Here is an 18069-nt window from a genome sequence, read left to right on the forward strand (position 1 = left end):
GGGAGGAGGGGATCCCATCGGGCGTCGGGCCCCACGACGGCGCGAGGCCCACGTCCACCGGCACCCGACGCGAACTCCTGGCCCCGCCCTCCTCCTGGGTCCCCCTGCGTGAGGCCGACGAGGGCGAACGCCTGCTCGGCGTCGAGGCCTTCTCCACGTTCATGCTGCTCAGCCTGCGCTCGGGTGGACTCACCCAGATCGAGTACCGGCTGCGCGACGGGGCACCCGGGGACGTCCCTCTGCCCGCGGCCGGCCTCGTCGACGTGTGGGGAGCCGGCCAGCGGGTCGCCTCCGACACACCGGTGCGCACCATCGAGTCCGCTGCGGGCCCCCGCTTCGAGGACACCACCTTCCGGGTCGAGCACCAGTCCCTGGTCGTCCCCCCGCAGGTCCTCGAGGTCGACCCCCGCACGGGTGGGCGTCGCGTGCTCAAGGAACTGGAGGTCCCCGGGTGGGACGCCACCCGGTTCGTGGAGGAGCGCCACTGGGTGACGGCCCGCGACGGTCACACCCGGGTGCCGGTGTCCCTCGTGCACCGACGCGACGTCAGCGCGGACTCGACCGCGCCGGGATGGCTCTACGGCTACGGGTCCTACGAGGTCTCCATGGACCCGTTCTTCTCGGTGATGCGCCTGCCACTGCTGGAGCGCGGCGTCGTCTACGCCATCGCGCACGTGCGCGGGGGCGGGGAACTCGGCCGTGCCTGGTACGAGGACGGCAAGCTGGAACGCAAGCCCCACACCTTCACCGACTTCGTCGACGTGGCCCACTGGATGGTCTCCTCCGGGTGGGTCGCCCGTGGACGGCTCGCGGCCGAGGGACGCTCGGCGGGGGGTCTGCTCATGGGCGCGGTGGCGAACCTGGACCCGGCCGCCTTCCGGGTGGTGCTGGCCGGTGTGCCCTTCGTGGACGCCCTCACCACGATCCTCGACCCCTCCCTGCCCCTGACCGTGGGTGAGTGGGAGGAGTGGGGCAACCCGATCGAGTCGGAGGAGATCTACCGGGTGATGAGGTCCTACAGCCCGTACGAGAACGTCCGCGACCACGTCCGGTACCCGGCGGTGTTCGCCTCGACCTCACTCAACGACACCCGGGTGTTCTTCGTCGAGCCCGCGAAGTGGGTGCAGCGCCTGCGCGAGGCCGCCACCAACGACCCGGTCTCCCGCCCGATCGTCCTGCGCACGCAGATGGTGGCCGGGCACGCCGGGAAGTCCGGGCGCTACGGAGCCTGGGACTCACGCGCCGAGGAGTACGCCTTCGCGCTCGGTCAGCTGGGGGTCACCGACTGACGCGCGGTCCCCGGGGAGTGGCCGGTCACCGACGCGGGGGACCGCGCTCCTGTCGTCGCGGAGGACCGGAGGGCGCCGGCCGACCGGGAAGGAGTGACGTCACACGGCGACAGGGCCACACGGCCCGGGAAAAGGGTGAGATCCGGGCACCCGCCTGTGCCCGGACCACGCACCGGTGACGGCCCCGCCGCCCCGCGGACCGCCCGGGTACCACGCTAGGCACACGGTCCGGACCCGTCGAGGTCTCACTTCTTGTACATGACGTGAGTCGGCTCAGTCGCTGCGGACGCTCCCGTCAGCGGCGAGTGAGAGGTGGGTCCCCTCCCCCACCACGGTGGCCACGGCACTGCGTCCCGGTGGCAGCACGCGCACGACCACCCGACCGCGCTCCACCGCTCCGAGCGCACGGACGACCTCGGGCACGAGCACCGCTGCGAACTCCCCACCCCCGCTCGCCTCCGCCCCGTCGTCGAGGAGGACCACCTCCACACCGCGTGCGCGGGCCTCCCGCGCCGCGCCGACCACGGGGGTCGCGGTGAAACAGGGGGCACGGATCTCGTCGCGGAGCTCGGCCTCCAGGAGTCTGGCCCGCAACCGCAGGGCCGGCGTCAGCTCAGCCCCCTCCGCCACCTCCTCCAGCAACGGTCGTGCGCGGCGACCCACCGAGGCCATGGTGTCCTCGATGAGGCGTCCCGCCTCGTCCTCGGCCCGCCTCTCGGCCGCCAGCTCCACCTGACGACGGTCATCGGCGGCGATCGTCTTCGCAGCCCGCGCGGACCAGGTCGCCACCAGGTCCCACAGGGCGATGGTGGCGAGGTGGCCCACCGTCATCGACAACGCGAGCACCACCGGTTGCCCTGTCCGGAGGACCCAGATGCACGACGTGAGGAGGAGGAGCAGCCAGCCCGTCCACGCCGCCCCCCTCCGCTCCCGCATGAGGAGACCCCAGCACAGCATCGTCGAGGAACCGAGCGACCAGGCCGCGTAGCCCGGCCACCCCGGTCCCGGGATGACGAGCAGGACCGCCAGGTTCGACGCCCCGACCACGGCAGTGGTGGTGACGGTCGCCCAGCGGGGCAACCGTGCCTCCGGCCAGTCCCGCAGCAGAAGGACGGCGGCCAGGACCTGGGCGAGGAGTGCACCCACCACGGGTGCGAGGTGCGTGTAGACCTGCACGTTGGCAACGACGAGGAGGACGTGGGCGACGACGGCCCAGGCCGAGACGACCCGTGCCGGCAGGGTCTGCATCGAGGACGCGACACTGACGCCCCACGGGGAGGTGCCCCGGGCCGGTTCCGTCTCGGCGCCGACCTCGGTGGGGTCGGTACCCTGCTCGCCGGGAAGTGAACCCTCCAACGGGTACCACGCCAGCTCCACCCGGGTACCGCGGCCCTCCCCCGGGTCGATGAGGGCGTGCGCCCCGGCCTCGTACATGCGCCGCAGGATCGAGTGCCTGATCCCCCGGCGCCCGGCCGCCACTGCGGTCGGGTCGAAGCCGCGCCCGTCGTCGCCGACCACCACCCTGACGCCACGGGCGTCCGAGGTCATCACCACCCTCCGGGTCACCTCACTGTGGAGGCCCACCCCGGCGTGCCGCACTGAGTTGGTGAGCGCCTCACCCTGGGCGTCGAGGATGGCGCGGCCGACGTCGGGCGGGATCGCATGGTCGACGTCGATCGCCATCTCGATGCGGACATCGGGACAGGAGGCCCGCGACCGGGAGGCGAGTGTGGAGAAGAGGGCCACCGAGGTCGACACGTCCTGACCGGCCGTGGTGCCGTCCATCGAGGCCAGTGCCAGGCGTGCAGCGGACCGCACCTGGTGTTCGTCCTCGAGCCCCCCGGCGACGGGGACGAGGGCGGAGAGGACGTGGTCGTGGACGAAGTCGTTCATCCTCCGACGGGCGAGGTTGCGCGCGCGCTCGGTGAGCACCGCCGTCTCCTCGTCCACGCGGGTCCGGTGGGCGGAGTCCAGTCGTTGGGCCTGGTCGAGCACCCAGGTCGCGGCCGCCAGGAAGAGGAGGTTGAAGGCGAGGAGGAAGGCCGGCGCCTGGAGGATCTGCAGACCCGCTCCCGCACCCGTACGCACCAGGAACAGGACGGAGAGCGGGGCGAGGGACACGGCGTAGGCGAACCGACCCCGTCGGGGCAGGACCAGCGGGCTCGCGACCACCACCGGGGTGCTGCAGGAGACCACGAAGTCCTGGTCCGCGGCCATTGCCGGGGCCACGTGTGCCGCGCCCTGACCGGGGTGGGGAACCACGGCCAGGAGGAGTGGGTACCACACGACGAACACCACGACGAGGGCGTGCCACACACGGTCCCAGGTCGGCAGGAAGGCCCCCGCAGGGGGTCCGGGGGTGTCGTGGAGGACGCCGGTTCGCCGTAGGACGGCACCCAGCCCCACGAGCACGCCCACCAGGAGGGGCAGCACCACCAGTGGCACCACGAGAAGGGCACCGGGTCGCGACTGTGCAACCGCCAGACGCGCGAGGATGGAGGGGATGCTCAGGACATCCGTGGCCAGCGCGGCGAGCACCGCGATCACGGCGATGATGCGGTGCAGGCGCGCCGAGTAGGGCCCCGGGACGGGCCGGGTCCGCGACACGCCCTTCCGGGTGGACGGTCGCGCCACCCCGTCCCGCACCCCCACAGCCACCACCGATCCCCCCGAACGACCGTCCCGCCTCCTGTTGCCCCCAGTCTGCCCGCCCGCGCCGGTACCGTGCCGCCACCACCCCGGACACCGGGACCCGATCCGCATCGCGGAAGGTCCCACGCGGGAGCCCATGGCGAGGGACACTGTGATCGACCCCACTCATCGGGGTACAGGAGGAGGCCACGAGGTGGTGAGTACGGACGGGATCTGTGATCCCCTGTCGGTGGTCGTGGTCGACGACCACGAGATCGTCGGACTGGGTGTCTCCCAGGCGGTGGAGGAGTCCGGCCTCGGGATGACGGTCACCCACGTCCCCACCGTGGCCCGGGTCCCACGGACGGCGCGGAGGCTCGTGGTCGTGCTCGACCTGCGCCTCGCCGACGGGAGCACACCGTCCGAGAACCTGGGCACCCTCCGGGCGCGGGGTGTCCCCGTCGTCGTGTACACCTCGGCCGACGACCCAGTCCTGGTCCGGGAGGCCATCGCGGCGGGCGCGCTGTCGATCGTGCGCAAGTCCGCCCCACCGCGCGACCTCGTGGAGGCGGTGCTCGCGGCGTCGAAGGGCGTGACCATGCCCGGCCTCGACTGGGCTGCGGCCCTGGACGCAGACGACGACTTCGTCTCCACCCACCTCACGACGGTCGAGGCGCAGGTCCTCGCCCACTATGCCTCCGGCGAGGCCTCCGACGTCGTCGCCCGTCGGCTCAACATCTCCCGGAACACCGTCAACACCTACGTCTCACGGATCCGCGACCGGTACCGCGCCGTCGGCCGACCCGCCGACTCCCGCATAGACCTCTTCAGGCGTGCCGCGGAGGACGGTCTGATCAGTTACTACGAACCCGGCGTCTGAGGTCCACGGTCTGCACCACCCACAGGGCACGTCGCTCGGCATGCCGCGCTGCGGCGGCGACCGGAGGCAGGGACGCCCGCCGATACGATGGCGTCCATGACGATCACGGCAGCAGTGGACGGTTCCGCCCTGGGCAATCCGGGACCCGCGGGCTGGGCGTGGGTGGTCTCCGAGGACTGCTGGGACTCCGGCGGATGGGACCACGGCACGAACAACCTGGGCGAGCTCACCGCCGTCCTCCAACTCCTGCGTGCGACTGCCGCCGCCGGGCTCGCCGGGGAACCCCTCCACGTCCTCGCGGACTCCCAGTACGCGATCAACACCGTGACCAAGTGGCGCCACGGGTGGAAGAAGCGCGGGTGGCAGAAGGCCGACAAGAAGCCCATCAAGAACCTCGAGGTGGTCAAGGCCCTCGACGAGGCGATGCAGGGGCGGACCGTCACCTTCGAATGGGTGCGGGGCCATGCCGGACATCCCATGAACGAGCGCGCCGACGACCTCGCCCGCGCCGCCGCCGAGGCCCACCAGCAGGGGCGTGTGGCACCGGGTGGCCCGGGGTTCCGGGGCAGCGCCCCCGCGCGCACCGACGAGGGCGCGACCTCCGAGTCGGCCCGGACGGCCTCCCGCCACGACTCCGGACGGCAGGACGGCATCCGGGGCACGGGGACCGGTGCAGCCACCGGGGCTCCCCGGTCCCACACCTCCGGCGACGGGACCCCGACCCGCACGCCCGACGACGGGACCCCGACCCGCACGCCCGACGACGGGACCCCGACCCACACCTCCGGTGACGGGACCCCGACCCACACGCCCGGCGACCATCCTCTGACCCACACGTCCACTGATCGCACTCCGACTGCCGGTGCCGGAGGCTCCCCGCACCCGGGATCCGGCCCGGCAGCGGGCCCATCCAGTCCTCCGGTCGCTGGAGCAACTGATGAGCAGGCGGCCATCAATGCGGAGAAGACCTTCGTGCGCGCCTGGGCCACCGGTGACGCCGCTGCACTGGACCTGCTGTCCGCACCGGACGCCAGGCGGGTGTGGCCGGATGGGAGCACCTCGCACGGCATGCGTGGGCGTGCGCCTTCGGGCCTGCGTGTCGGACGCATGCACTGCACCCCCCTGGGTGACCGTGCCTGGCTCGTCGTCTACCGCCTGGCCTGGGAGGACGGAGCCTCCGTGGAGTCCAGCGTGTGGTCGACCCACACCGCAGAGGGCAGCCCAGGTCCGGTGCGTCTGGTGTGGCACCAGTCGACCCCGCGGTCCTGAGCATCGGGCGATCCAGAGCACTGGACGGCACTGGGCACTGGACGGCACCCGGTCACCGACATCCCCACCGGGCAACTCGCCGATGTCTGCCAGTCACACCACACAAGGGGACCCGATCCATCCCGCGGTCCCGGGCATCACGCAGACCCTTGCACCCACAGCCCGTGAGTGACTGCCGGTCCCGGGCGGAGGGACGTCGCTCGTCCCCGGCGCCGGTGTCGGAACTTGCCGTCTCGTCGAGCACCCGAACCGGCCCCTCCACATCAGTGCAGGTCACAGGCCCGGTCGCGCACACCCGCCGCCACACACACCCACGAAACGGCAAGTTCCCGCAGCATCCGTGCCCAAACTTGCCGTCTCGTCGAGCACCCGAACCGGCCGCACCACACCAGTGCAGGTCACAGGCCCGGTCGCGCACACCCGCCGCCACACACACCCACGAAACGGCAAGTTCCCGCAGCATCCGTGCCCGAACCTGCCGTCTCGTCACCGACCCGGCCCGCCACGACCCGGATCAGTCGAGGGGATGGCGACGGGCGCGTTCCTCCCGGTCACGGCGTGTGCGGATGATGCGTGCGGGCGGGCCACCGAGCCCGGAGGGTGGTTCGTACGGTTCGACCGGATCGGGGGTGAACCCGCGCCCCCGCAGCAGTACCAGTCGCAGGTCGTGCAGGGCGTCGAGGTCCTCGAACGGGTCGCCCCCCACGACGATCAGGTCCGCGTCGTAGCCGGGCAGCAGCGCCCCGGTCACCCCGGCCAGCCCGACTGCCGCCGCGGCGCGGGAGGTCGCGGCGACCAGGACCTCACGGGTCGGCAGACCCGCAGCGACCAGCTGTCCGAGCGCCCACAGGTACGCCTCCGGGGGGAGCACGGCCCCGATGTCGTTGCCCGTCACGATGCCCACCCCGTGCTCCCACAGCTCGCGGGCACGTGCACCGAAGGGCTCACCCTCCATCGGCGGGAACGTCGGCACGGCGCAGACATCGGCGTACACCCCCTTCTCGGCCATCGAGTCCGCCAGGTGGGGATCGAAGACCGTGGCCCCGTCCTCCCCGATGAAGCTGGCATGGGCCACGTAGTCGATCCCGGCCTCCACCGACCGCCTGATCCCCTCCGTCCCGTGGGCATGGGCGGCCGTGTGCTTGCCGAGACGGTGCGCCTCCTCGACGAGGACCCGCAGCTCGGCGGTGGTGAATTGGGGGTTCCACGGGGCCGAGCCCTCCGTCATGAACCCGCCGGTCGCCATCACCTTGATCGCGTCCACACCCCACTTGTGGTGCTCGCGCACGGCGTGACGGATGTCGTCGGGTGAGTCGACCTCACCCCCGTTGCGCCAGGAGTGCCCACCGGTCGTCGTCACCTGCGGCCCGGAGGCCACGACGCGTGGACCCGCGACCACCCCTGCCTGCACGGCCTCACGCAGGGTGACGTCGGTGTAGTGGCGTGCACCGAGCGACTGGACGGTCGTCACACCCTGGGAGGCGAGGACCCGTGCCGTGTGCAGCGAGGACAGGGCGTCCCAGGGGACCTGGTGCCGCTCCACGGCCAGCGTGGGCCTGACCAGCGGCGGGGACCCGTGGGAGAGGTGGGCATGGGTCTCGATGAGTCCCGGCAGGATGGTGGCACCGGGGTGGTGGACCCGCTCCGCGGACCGCGCCTCCTCGGGCGCCTCGGCCAGCTTCCCCGACCAGGCGACCCTCCCGTCGCGGACGAGGACGGCCCCGCCCTCGTCGACGTCACCCGTCCCGGTCCACAGGCGCGGGGCGCTGTGGAGGACGCCCGGGCCACGATCCGCCCCGGGTGGGACCGGCGGACCGGGACGCACACGGTCGGGATACCCGCGTCCCGGGGTGTACGGGCCGGTGTGGTGGGAGGTGCCGGAATGGGGGACATGGTGCTCCTCCGGAGCGCTGTCGGTCGGCACGCCGACCGGGCCGTGCCTCCCCACCGGTGGGGAGGCGTCCCGAGCCGTTGCCGTTCCACCCAGACTACCGAGTCCCCGGCGGACCGTCCCGGGCAGGGGCCCCGCGCGCGACCCCGACCGGCACACCCGGGGTCGGCACGGATAGGCTGGCCGCATGCCCGTGACCGCGACGTACACCCAGCACTCCTGCACCATCCTCGAGCACCGCATCACGGTTCCCCTGGACCACTCGCTCCCGGTCTCCGCGGACAACCCCGAGATCGAGGTCTTCGCCCGTGAGGTGGTGCGCCCCGGGGGGGAGGACCTGCCCCACCTGGTGTTCCTGCAGGGCGGGCCCGGCGGACGCGGCCCGCGCGCCGGGAACTTCCTGCAGGAGTCCTGGTACGGACGCGCACTCCAGGACCACCGCCTGGTGCTCCTGGACCAGCGTGGGACCGGCCAGTCCACCCGGATGGACGCACAGTCCCTGTCCGTCCTCGACACGGACCGCGAGCGCGCGGACCGCCTGGCCCTCTTCCGCCAGGACCAGATCGTGCGTGACGCGGAGGTCCTGCGCCAGGAGATCACCGGTGGGAAGCCGTGGGTGAGTCTGGGGCAGTCCTACGGCGGGTTCCTCACGCTCGCCTACCTCTCGCTGGCGCCGGAGGGCCTCAGCACCTGTCTGGTCACCGGTGGCCTGCCGGGCCTGGTGGACATCGACGAGATCTACCGCCTCACCTACGCCCGCACCGCCCAGCGCAACCGCACCTACCTCGAGCGGTACCCCTCCGACGGGCGGACGATCCGCGAGGTCGCCGCACACCTGCGCGACACCGAGGAGCACCTGCCCACCGGGGAGCGCCTCTCCACCGAACGTTTCCGGCTCATCGGACTCGGTCTGGGCATGACGACCAGCTTCGACCTCCTCCACTACCTGCTGGAGGGGCCGTGGGTGAGCCTGCGCGGGGAGCGTCGGCTCTCCAGTGAGTTCCTCGAGGGCGTCGCCGGAGCAGTGGCGATGAACCCGACCCACGGTGCCCTCCACGAGGCCATCTACGCCGGTGCCACACCTGCCCTGGCCGGGCGCGCGACCAACTGGAGCGCGCAGCGGCTCGCGGAGGTCACCCCGGGTTTCGTCCCCGACGCCGACCCACTGGACACCTCCGAGCCCTACCACCTCACCGGGGAGCACATGATGCGCGCCTTCTTCGACGAGGACCCCGCCCTCGTCCCCCTGAAGGGCGCCACCGAGGAGCTCGCCCGCCGCACGGACTGGACGCCCGTCTACCTACCCGACGTCCTGGCCCACAACGAGGTCCCCGTCGCCGCCGCCGTCTACCACGACGACATGTTCGTCCCCCGCGAGCTCTCCCTGGACACCGCAGAACTCGTGCGCGGGACGCGCGTGTGGGTGACCAACGAGTACCAGCACGACGGGATCCGCGCCTCGGGCGGTGAGGTCCTCGACCACCTCCTCGCCCTCGTCCGCGACTGACCGTGCCCACCGCGGGATTGCGGGCCGCGGCATCGGTCCCCCCGACACCCCGGACCAGGAGGTCGGCATGCGCATCCTGATGGTCGGACTCGGCGCCATCAGCGCCACCTACGGCACCCTCCTCCAGGAGGCGGGCCACGAGGTCGAGCACGTCCTGAGGCCGGGCTCCACGGCCGCCGGGATCGAGCAGGTCACCGTGCACCTCCTGGACGGGCGCGATGACAGTCGTACCGGCACGGAACGGGAGGCCACCTACACCGTCACCCATGCCCGGCCCGGCACCTCCTACGACCTGATCGTGTGCGCCATCGGGTGCCTGGACCTCCCCGCGGTCGTGGACACGCTCTCCCGGAACTCGCTGTCGGGACCGATGCTCGTGTTCTCCGGGACCTGGCAGGACCGCGCCCACATCGAGGAGGTCCTGGAGGGCCGACCGCACGCCCTCGGCTACCCGGTGGCGGGTGGTCGGCTGGACCGACCCGCGCGCGAGCTGGACGCCGTCGTCTTCGACCACGTGGTGCTCGAGGGCGGGAGGGGAGTCGGCGGAGCCGGGGGTCGCGGGGACGGCGGCAGTGGCGGGAACGGCAGCAGTCGCGGGTACGAGGGCGGGTACGCCGATCCCGACACGCTCGCAGCAGCCCGGCACGCCTTCTCCTCCGTGGGACTCACCTGTGAGACCCCCGCCGAGATGCTCCAGTGGATCTGGATCCACATGGCGGTCAATGCCGCGGTGATCAGCGAGGCCGCCCGCGGCGCGGACCTCTCCGACCCCTCCGCCGCCGCCGAGCGGCTCATGGACAGCACGTCCCGCCTGCGGCGCGTCATCGTCTCGATCCGGGAGTGTCTCGCGATCGTCGCTGCGCGCGGGGTCGACCTCGGCCGCTTCCGTGGGGAGGTCGCGCCCTACCGGGTGCCCGCCCTCCTCGCGGCCCCCGTCATGAAGCGGATGTTCGCGCGCAACGCCCTGACCCGTCGGATCATGGTGCTGCACTCGAACCCGGCGGACCTCGTGTTCATCTGCCGCAGTGTGGAGGAGGAGGGTCGCCGCCTGGGCGTCCAGGCCCCGCACTTCTTCGCGGCGTACGAGGAGGGCATCGCCCCCCTCGCGCTCCGGGGAGGCCGGTGACGGCGCCACGTGGGGCGCTCCGGGCACGCTGCCGATAGTCTGGCGACACCGCCCCAGCACAGGAGCCCCGATGAGCGAGACGATCCACGCCGCGTCCCACCGGACACCGCCCCCGCCCACGGGGGACCGGGCACCTGAGCGCCCGGCGGTGGAACCCGGGGACACCGAAGTGGTGGCCGTCGCCCGGAGACTGGTCGGACCCGCGTCGGTGACGCTCGTCTGGTACGCACTGCCCGACCTCGTGCGGGCCCGCGGGCCCCGTGCCGTCCCCAAGGCCGGGATCGTGGTGGGGCTCCTGGGCATGCGTCTGGCGGTGCTGCGTGATGAGTCCGGAGGCCGAGCCTGCAGAGCCCCGGAGATGGCCAGTCCTGTCCCCACCCTGGCTGCACCTGCACCCGCGCCGACACGTCAGGTCGGTGACGACACGGCGGCACCCGTCGCAGCGGAGGATCACGTCGCCGGGGAGGACCGACACGGGCCGACGGACGGGCGGGAGGGTCCCACCACCCCGGACGGGGTCGTCGACCCGTCTCCGGAGACCTGCCACGAGGACGCCGCACCCGGAACCCTCCTCGCCGTGTCCGTCCCACTGGTGGCCCTCGGACTGACGACGTGGTTGAGCGCTCGCGGTGAGTCCTGGCTGTTCCGGCGGGCCGAGCGTCGACGCGCCGAGGGCCATCGCCTGCCCCACCTGCGTCAGGCCCTGGTCCTGGCCACCCTCGCGGCACTGGGTGCCTCCCTGCCCGACACGCCGGCCTGGGCGGAGTGGACGCGGGAGCACCCGGAGGGATCCACCGACGGGCTCACCCCTCCGACGCCGGCGGTGTGAGCCCCCGGGGGCCGGGCGATGGGACCCGGCCGCTCCGGGATCACAGCACCCCGCGACCCGCCCGGCCGCTCCTCCGCACCCCGCGACCCGCGACCCGCCCGGCCGCTCCGGGATCACAGCACGATGGCCTTGGCCAGCATGAAGTAGATCATCAACCCGGTCCCGTCCACCACGGTGGAGATCATCGGTGAGGAGACCACTGCGGGGTCCACCCCGATGCGTCGCAGCAGCATCGGCAGCACGGCGGCGATCAACGAGGACCACACGCAGATGCAGGCCAGGGCCACCATGACCGTGAGGATGACGGGGCCACCGACACCCAGCGTCCATGCCCTCACTCCCCCGAGCACCGCCATCGAGACCCCCAGCAGGATGCCCGTGCCGAACTCCTTCCACACCTCACGCCACAGGTCGCGCAGGCGCAGCCCCTCGGTCCCCATGGCCCGGATCAGGGTCGTGGTGATCTGGGTCCCGACGTTGCCACCGGTCCCGATCAGGAGCGGGATGAAGAACGACAGTGCCACCACCTGCTCGAGCTCGCCCTCGAAGTGGCGCAGGACGGTCCCGGTGTACATCTCCGCCAGGAACAGGGCGGCCAGCCACGGCACCCTCGTCCGCCACAGTCGGTGGGGCCCGGCCTGCAGGTAGGGCATGCCCAGCGGTGAGGTCCCGCCCTGCAGCGCCGAGTCCTCGCCCGACTCCTCGTGGGCGATGTCCGCCACGGCCTCCCGGGTGATGACCCCGATCAGCCGGTCCCCGTCGACCACCGGGACCATCCCGGCGGGGGAACCCCCCGCGTGGGAGACGACACCCTCCTGGTCGGCGAGGGCGACCACGGACCAGCCCAGCACCGTGGACGCCTCCACCATCACCTCGTCGACCACCGTGTCCGGGTCACCGAGCACCAGGTCGGAGGGCGCCACCCACCCGAGCAGCTCCCCGGGGTGGGACACATCCGCGACGACGGCCCCGGCCCCACCGGTGGTCCGCGGGCCCTGCGGTGCCCCCGTCGGCGTGCTCCCCTCGTCCGTGCCGTGCGGGGTGAACGGCGTCCCGCCCGGTGCCGTGGCGTGGGTCCCGGCCAGCACGAAGACGCCCTCGTCGAGGTCCTCGGGACGGCGGCGCGCCGCTGCGACGGCGTCGCCCAACGTCGCCCCGGGTGCGACGTGGAGGAAGGAGGGGCGCATCCACGCGGCCGCGGACTCGTCGGGCCAGGCGAGGCGTCCCCTGAGCAGCGCTGAGCGTGAGCGCGGCAGGGCCTCCAGCACCCGGGTGTCCCCCCGTTCCTCGAGGAGGCGGGCGACGCGGGAGGCCTCGTCGTCGGGCAGGACGTCGAGCAGTCCCGCCCCGGTGGCGGCGGGCACCACGGTGACCAGGTGCGCGGCGGTGTGGGCGGAGAGGGCCTCCATGAGGGTGCGGGCCGTGGCGGGGGTGAGGAGGTCGACCAGCGTGCACAGGTCGGCACGCTCCAGGGCAGCCACCTGGGCGTCCACCGAGTCAGGGGCAGTGGCCGCGAGCCACAGGGCCAGGGCGGTCGGGGTGCGCAGGGCGAGGACCTCACGGGCCTCGCAGGGGACGGGACGGGTGGGGCGGGTGGGCGCGGCGGCGCGCGCGGGCAGGTGCAGACGCATGGTGTTTCTCCCTGGATCCATGGGCGGTCCGCACGGGGGACCGGGCCCGGGGGTGTGCGCTGGGCGCACGGGACTGGGAGATGACGAGGACGGCGCGGACGGGTGACCCGTCAGCGGAAGGCGCGACCGAGGTCGTCATCCCGGGACGGGTGACTACTGGAACCCTCCATCGGGACCACCTCCTCGGTTCGCGATCCAATGTGTCCGCGGGCCAGTATGCGCCCCTCTGCGCACCGCGACCAGCCCCTGGGAGCCACACCACAGGCAGTGCTCCCCCCGTGCCGGTCGGCCCGGGCGTCGTCCCCGACCTGCGCTCCGAGGAGTGCGCGCCCGCGGGTGGTGACACCCACCCCGCCCGGACGGCTCCTGCGTCCGCCCCGCGGCTACTCTGGTCGCAGTGCCCCAGGAGCCGACGGACCAACCTGCGTCGCCCTCGTCGGGGATGCCCGTACCACACACAGGATGTCGACAGGAGGACGCAACCGTGCGCCACAACCCGGTCTTCGAGGCCATCAACTGGAACCGCATCGAGGACGAGAAGGACCTGGAGGTCTGGGACCGGCTCACCGGCAACTTCTGGCTGCCCGAGAAGATCCCGCTGTCCAACGACATCCAGTCCTGGAAGACCCTGAACCCCGTCGAGCAGCTGATGACGAACCGCGTCTTCACGGGCCTCACGCTGCTGGACACGCTGCAGGGCACGGTCGGCGCGGTCAGCCTCATCCCCGATGCGCGCACCCCCCACGAGGAGGCGGTGTACACGAACATCGCCTTCATGGAGTCGGTGCACGCGAAGTCGTACTCCTCGATCTTCTCCACCCTGCTGTCCACGGAGGAGATCAACGAGTCCTTCGAGTGGTCGGAGGCCAACGAGGCGCTCCAGCGCAAGGCGCGCATCGTCGACTCCTACTACGAGGGCGACGACCCCGAGAAGCGCAAGGTCGCCTCGACGATGCTGGAGTCCTTCCTCTTCTACTCCGGCTTCTACGCACCGATGTACTGGAGCGCGCACGCCAAGCTCACGAACACCGCGGACCTGATCCGCCTGATCATCCGCGACGAGGCCGTCCACGGCTACTACATCGGGTACAAGTACCAGGTCGCCCTCGCCGAGGCCACGGAGCAGCGGCGCCAGGAGCTCAAGGACTACACCTTCGAGCTGCTCTTCGAGCTCCACGAGAACGAGGAGCAGTACACGGAGGACCTCTACGACCCGCTCGGCCTGACCGAGGACGTCAAGAAGTTCCTGCGCTACAACGCCAACAAGGCCCTGATGAACCTGGGCTACGAGGCGCTCTTCCCCCACGACGCCACCAACGTGAACCCCGCGATCCTCGCGGCCCTGTCCCCGAACGCGGACGAGAACCACGACTTCTTCTCCGGGTCGGGTTCCTCCTACGTCATGGGCGAGGTCGTGGAGACCGAGGACGAGGACTGGGACTTCTGAGCCTGCCCCACCGACACTGCGAGGACTGACATGAGCACACCCGCCGACGGCACCACCCCCGGGACACACCACGGACGGCAGGACCCGCGCCGGGAGTGGCTCGCTTGGCACTCCGAACGCGAGGAGCAGCTGCGGCGGCCCACCGGATGGCTGTCGCTGACGTCGCTGACGTGGCTCGGCCCCGACCCCGTCGGCGTGCCCGACTTCCCGGCCTCCTGGACGGCGCTGCCCCTCGGGGCCGGGGACGCCCAGGGGGAGGGCACCGGTGCCACGGGGGACGGTGACACGGGGGACGGCGACGGGGGCAGCGACGACCAGGACGCCCCCGACGGGCGGTTCCGCATCCGGTTCGAACCGGGCCAGGGGGTTGACTTCACCCGCGACGGTGTCGCAGTGGACGGTCCCCAGGAGTGGGTCCTCGGGCCGGGCGAGGAGGACCTGTCCCTCGCACGCGGGGACATGGTCGCCGAGGTGGCACGCCGCGGGGACGGTGTGTGCGTGCGGGTCCGGGACCCCCACGCCCCGACACGGACCGGTTTCACGGGCGTCCCGGTGTGGGACTTCGACCCGGCCTGGGTGCGGCCGGCCGCCCTCGTCCTCCTCGGCGCACCGGAACGGCGTACGGTCCCCAGCGCCCAGCCGGGCAGGACGACATCGCTCACAGTGTCGGGCCGCGTCCACGTCTCCCTGCCGGAAGGCTCGGCCGCGGACCTGGACGTCGTGGGAGCCGACGAGGGCGGCTGGGGTGTCATCTTCCACGACCCGACCAACGGTGTGGAGACCTCGGGGTGGCGCCGGGCACCGGTGACGCGCACGGGCGAGGGCTCCGCCGAGGTCGACTTCAACCGCTCCGTGAACTTCCCCGCCCACTTCACGCCCTACGGGACGTGCCCCACCCCCATCGAGGGCAACACCGTGCCGGTCCCCGTGCGTGCCGGTGAGAAGGCACCGGCACCGCCCCGGACCGAGTGACGCACCTTCCCCGCCCCCACGGGCCCCGCCGCCCCCACCTGCCCGACCGGATCCGGTGCGCCATCGGCCCCGGTGCACCACGTGGTGCGGACGTCGACGGCAGACAGTGTGCGCTCGCATGCATCTCGCGGCGTGCCACGTCGTGACATTCCGGCAGCTCACAGCCATGCGGGGAGTGCACTCCTGCGCAAGGGGCGCGACATTGTCTGACGTCGACACTCGGTCGACCGTGAGGCCGGCCGGAGTGGGCCGACAGGTGCCCCACCAAGGCCCCGCCCAGGATTCCACGGCAGACTGGTCACCATGACGAGACCGCGCACCGCCCCCTCCGGGGAGGTGGAGGAAACCACCGGCAACGGTGGCACCGTCGACGTCGCCTGCGAGGGTGGCACCGTCGGCAGGGCGGGCACCCCCGGCACGGACCCCGGCCTCCCCCCGCGCCGCGGGCCGCTCTCGCCGGTGGAGCTCGCGACGGCCGGAATCCTCTCCGGCCTGGCGGTCGTCCTCGGCCTCCTCGCCGCCGTCATGCCCTTCCTCAACTCCCTCTTCCAGGTCCTCGCGACCGTGCCCGTGGCCATGGTCGCCGTGCGCCTCCGACCGCGCGCCTCCGTGGCCGCCGTCGCCACGACGGTGCTCGTCAGCCTGGCGATCGGGGGTCTCCACACGGCCGTCGTCGTCGGGCAGTCCGCCCTCGTCGGGGCCGTCGTCGGTGTCATGCACCGGCGCGGCACCCGCCGCAGTGGCGTCGTCGCGGTCGGCCTGCTCCTCGGCGCGGTGATCGGCCTGCTCAGCGGCCTGCTGCTGTGGCTCCTCACCGACCTGCGCACCCTCTTCCTGGAGTCCCTGCGGGTCTCGGTCACCGGCTACCTGCGCCTCATCGGTCACTGGGAGCTCCTGACACCTCTCACCGACGGGGCGACCCGCCTCCTGGAGGACTTCCTCGGCTGGTGGTGGGTGTGGGTGCCTCTCTCGGCCCTCGTGGGCATCGCCGTCACCGTGGTGCTGGCCCACTGGATCATCGGAGTGGTGCTCTCCCGCCTGCAGCTCGGCAGCGACTGGGACCCCCTGCGCCCCGCCCTCGCGCAGACCGCCGGGGCCCCGGACCCGCTGCCCACACACCTGCGGGCCGTCCGCTTCCGCTACCCGGGTGCCGCACAGGACGCGCTCGCGGGCATCGACCTGGACATCGACGAGGGCGAGTTCGTGGTCGTCGCCGGGCCGAACGGGTCCGGCAAGTCGACCCTCGCCCTGGTCCTGTCCGGGGCGGAGCCGACCTCTGGCACGGTCTCCCGTCCCGGCCCGGTCGGCCTCGGCCGTGCGGGGGGAGTGGCGCTGCTCGCCCAACGCTCCGAGCTCCAGATGCTCGGGGACACCGTGGCGGAGGACGTGGTGTGGGGCATGGGCGCGACCGAGCGGGCGACGGTCGACGTGGGGGGACTGCTGGACCTGGTGGGACTGGCCGGGAAGGGGGCCACGCCCACACGCGAGCTCTCGGGGGGTCAGCTCCAGCGCCTCGCCCTGGCCGGGGTGCTCGCGCGGCGCCCACGGCTCATCGTCTCCGACGAGTCCACCGCGATGGTGGACGCCGAGGGGCGCCGCGGCCTCGTCGGCCTGCTGGCCTCACTCCCCGCACGGGGCACCAGCGTCGTCCACATCACCCATGACCCCACCGAGGCCCGTCAGGCCGACCGGCTCGTCCGTCTCGAGGACGGACACATCACCTTCGACGGTCCACCCGCCGAGGACCCCCGGGACTGGGCGGGAACCCACGGAGCCGACGCGGCGGCGTCGCCGCCGTCGGTCCACGCGGGTGCGGAGGCGCCCGAGTGGCAGCCACGCCCCTGGGAGAGGGTCGAGCACCTGTGGGCGGACCGCGTGTCCCACGTCTACGACGTCGGCACGCCCTGGGCCACCCCGGTCCTCCACGACGTCTCCCTGATCCTCTCGCAGGGCGAGGGCCTCCTGGTGACCGGGGACAACGGGTCGGGGAAGACCACCCTCTCGCGCATCCTCACCGGGCTCATGGCACCCACCTGGGGACGCTGCACCCTGGACGGTGCGCCGATGACCACCCGCGTCGGCGAGGTCGCCCTGTCCATGCAGTACGCCCGCCTGCAGTTGCTCCGCCCCTCGGTGCGCGCGGACATCCTCAGCTCGGCGCATGCCCCGCGCGACCTCTCCCGCGCGGAGGGGGACCGGCTCGTCCACGAGGCCCTGGCGGAGGTCGGACTGGGTCCGGAGCTCGCCACCCGGGGGATCGACCAGCTCTCCGGGGGGCAGATGAGGCGCGTGGCGCTGGCCGGGCTCCTCGCCTCGGAGCCCGAGATGCTGGTGCTGGACGAACCCCTGGCCGGACTCGACCCGGAGTCCCGACTCCAGGTGGTGGCCACCCTGGAGGCGCGACGGCGCCGCGGCCTGGGCGTCCTGGTGATCTCCCACGACATCGAGGGACTCGACGCCCTGTGCCAGCGGAGGATGCACCTCGAGGCGGGGGTGCTCTCATGAACGCGGCACAGACCCGGCAGCGGGACCACGCCGACGGGACACGGCCACCGGCGGAGGGGCGCCGGAGCGGTGCGCCCCGGAGCGGTCGGCCC

At 72.7% G+C, this 18069-nt stretch carries 12 protein-coding genes; 9 read left to right on the top strand and 3 right to left on the bottom strand.

The features are described 5' to 3' along the window. The coding region (locus tag TA90_RS03170; protein ID WP_147513343.1) for a prolyl oligopeptidase family serine peptidase at positions 1–1289 on the top strand (1289 nt) is incomplete at its 5' end. Between the two features lie 273 nt (positions 1290–1562). On the opposite strand, the gene TA90_RS13040 is transcribed toward TA90_RS03170, so the two are convergent. Beyond that, complete coding sequence (locus TA90_RS13040) at positions 1563–3896, bottom strand: ATP-binding protein (RefSeq protein WP_147513344.1); 2334 nt, start codon at positions 3894–3896, stop codon at positions 1563–1565. A gap of 241 nt (positions 3897–4137) precedes the next feature. On the opposite strand from TA90_RS13040, the gene TA90_RS03180 reads away from it, so the two are divergent. Beyond that, on the top strand, positions 4138–4800 hold the full coding sequence (locus TA90_RS03180) for a response regulator (RefSeq protein ID WP_043534583.1): 663 nt from the start codon (positions 4138–4140) through the stop codon (positions 4798–4800). Positions 4801–4896: 96 nt separating this feature from the next. Continuing rightward, complete coding sequence (locus TA90_RS13665; RefSeq protein ID WP_043534584.1) at positions 4897–6069, top strand: ribonuclease H family protein; 1173 nt, start codon at positions 4897–4899, stop codon at positions 6067–6069. A 514-nt stretch (positions 6070–6583) separates the two neighbouring features. Here the strand turns inward: TA90_RS13665 and TA90_RS03190 are convergent. Continuing rightward, complete coding sequence (locus tag TA90_RS03190) at positions 6584–7894, bottom strand: amidohydrolase family protein (protein ID WP_187120081.1); 1311 nt, start codon at positions 7892–7894, stop codon at positions 6584–6586. Positions 7895–8147: 253 nt separating this feature from the next. Between TA90_RS03190 and TA90_RS03195 the strand changes: the two genes are divergently transcribed. From TA90_RS03195 to TA90_RS03205, 3 genes are all read left to right on the top strand, one after another. After that, entirely contained in the window at positions 8148–9467 is a 1320-nt protein-coding gene (locus TA90_RS03195; protein ID WP_043534578.1) for an alpha/beta fold hydrolase, read from the top strand. 67 nt (positions 9468–9534) lie between these two features. Continuing rightward, a complete protein-coding gene (locus tag TA90_RS13050; protein ID WP_074015254.1) occupies positions 9535–10593 on the top strand; it encodes a ketopantoate reductase family protein in 1059 nt (352 codons plus the stop codon). 70 nt (positions 10594–10663) lie between these two features. Beyond that, positions 10664–11422, top strand: a complete 759-nt coding sequence (locus tag TA90_RS03205; protein ID WP_043534579.1) for a hypothetical protein — start codon at positions 10664–10666, stop codon at positions 11420–11422. Between the two features lie 113 nt (positions 11423–11535). Here TA90_RS03205 and TA90_RS03210 read toward each other — a convergent pair whose 3' ends face one another. Continuing rightward, positions 11536–13053, bottom strand: a complete 1518-nt coding sequence (locus tag TA90_RS03210) for a magnesium transporter (protein WP_082031335.1) — start codon at positions 13051–13053, stop codon at positions 11536–11538. 442 nt (positions 13054–13495) lie between these two features. On the opposite strand from TA90_RS03210, the gene nrdF reads away from it, so the two are divergent. The 3 genes from nrdF (at position 13496) to TA90_RS03225 (ending at position 17977) form a co-directional block, all read left to right on the top strand. Beyond that, positions 13496–14500: a class 1b ribonucleoside-diphosphate reductase subunit beta gene (gene nrdF, locus TA90_RS03215; RefSeq protein ID WP_052450435.1), complete on the top strand. Its 1005-nt coding sequence runs from the start codon at positions 13496–13498 to the stop codon at positions 14498–14500. Between the two features lie 30 nt (positions 14501–14530). After that, positions 14531–15472, top strand: coding sequence for a DUF1684 domain-containing protein (locus TA90_RS13055; RefSeq protein ID WP_052450436.1), 942 nt, complete (start codon positions 14531–14533; stop codon positions 15470–15472). A 303-nt stretch (positions 15473–15775) separates the two neighbouring features. Further along, on the top strand, positions 15776–17977 hold the full coding sequence (locus tag TA90_RS03225) for an ABC transporter ATP-binding protein (RefSeq protein ID WP_082031337.1): 2202 nt from the start codon (positions 15776–15778) through the stop codon (positions 17975–17977). Positions 17978–18069: the final 92 nt, after the last annotated feature.

This window comes from Actinomyces polynesiensis, assembly GCF_000820725.1.
GTDB classification, from domain to species: Bacteria; Actinomycetota; Actinomycetes; order Actinomycetales; family Actinomycetaceae; genus Pauljensenia; species Pauljensenia polynesiensis.

Excerpts from the sequence above, each read along its gene's own strand:
- TA90_RS13665 (WP_043534584.1), top strand. The coding sequence starts at position 4,897 with ATGACGATCACGGCAGCAGTGGACGGTTCCGCCCTGGGCAATCCGGGA.
- TA90_RS03195 (WP_043534578.1), top strand. The coding sequence starts at position 8,148 with ATGCCCGTGACCGCGACGTACACCCAGCACTCCTGCACCATCCTCGAG.
- TA90_RS13050 (WP_074015254.1), top strand. The coding sequence starts at position 9,535 with ATGCGCATCCTGATGGTCGGACTCGGCGCCATCAGCGCCACCTACGGC.
- TA90_RS03205 (WP_043534579.1), top strand. The coding sequence starts at position 10,664 with ATGAGCGAGACGATCCACGCCGCGTCCCACCGGACACCGCCCCCGCCC.
- TA90_RS03210 (WP_082031335.1), bottom strand. The coding sequence starts at position 13,053 with ATGCGTCTGCACCTGCCCGCGCGCGCCGCCGCGCCCACCCGCCCCACC.
- nrdF (WP_052450435.1), top strand. The coding sequence starts at position 13,496 with ATGCCCGTACCACACACAGGATGTCGACAGGAGGACGCAACCGTGCGC.
- TA90_RS13055 (WP_052450436.1), top strand. The coding sequence starts at position 14,531 with ATGAGCACACCCGCCGACGGCACCACCCCCGGGACACACCACGGACGG.
- TA90_RS03225 (WP_082031337.1), top strand. The coding sequence starts at position 15,776 with ATGACGAGACCGCGCACCGCCCCCTCCGGGGAGGTGGAGGAAACCACC.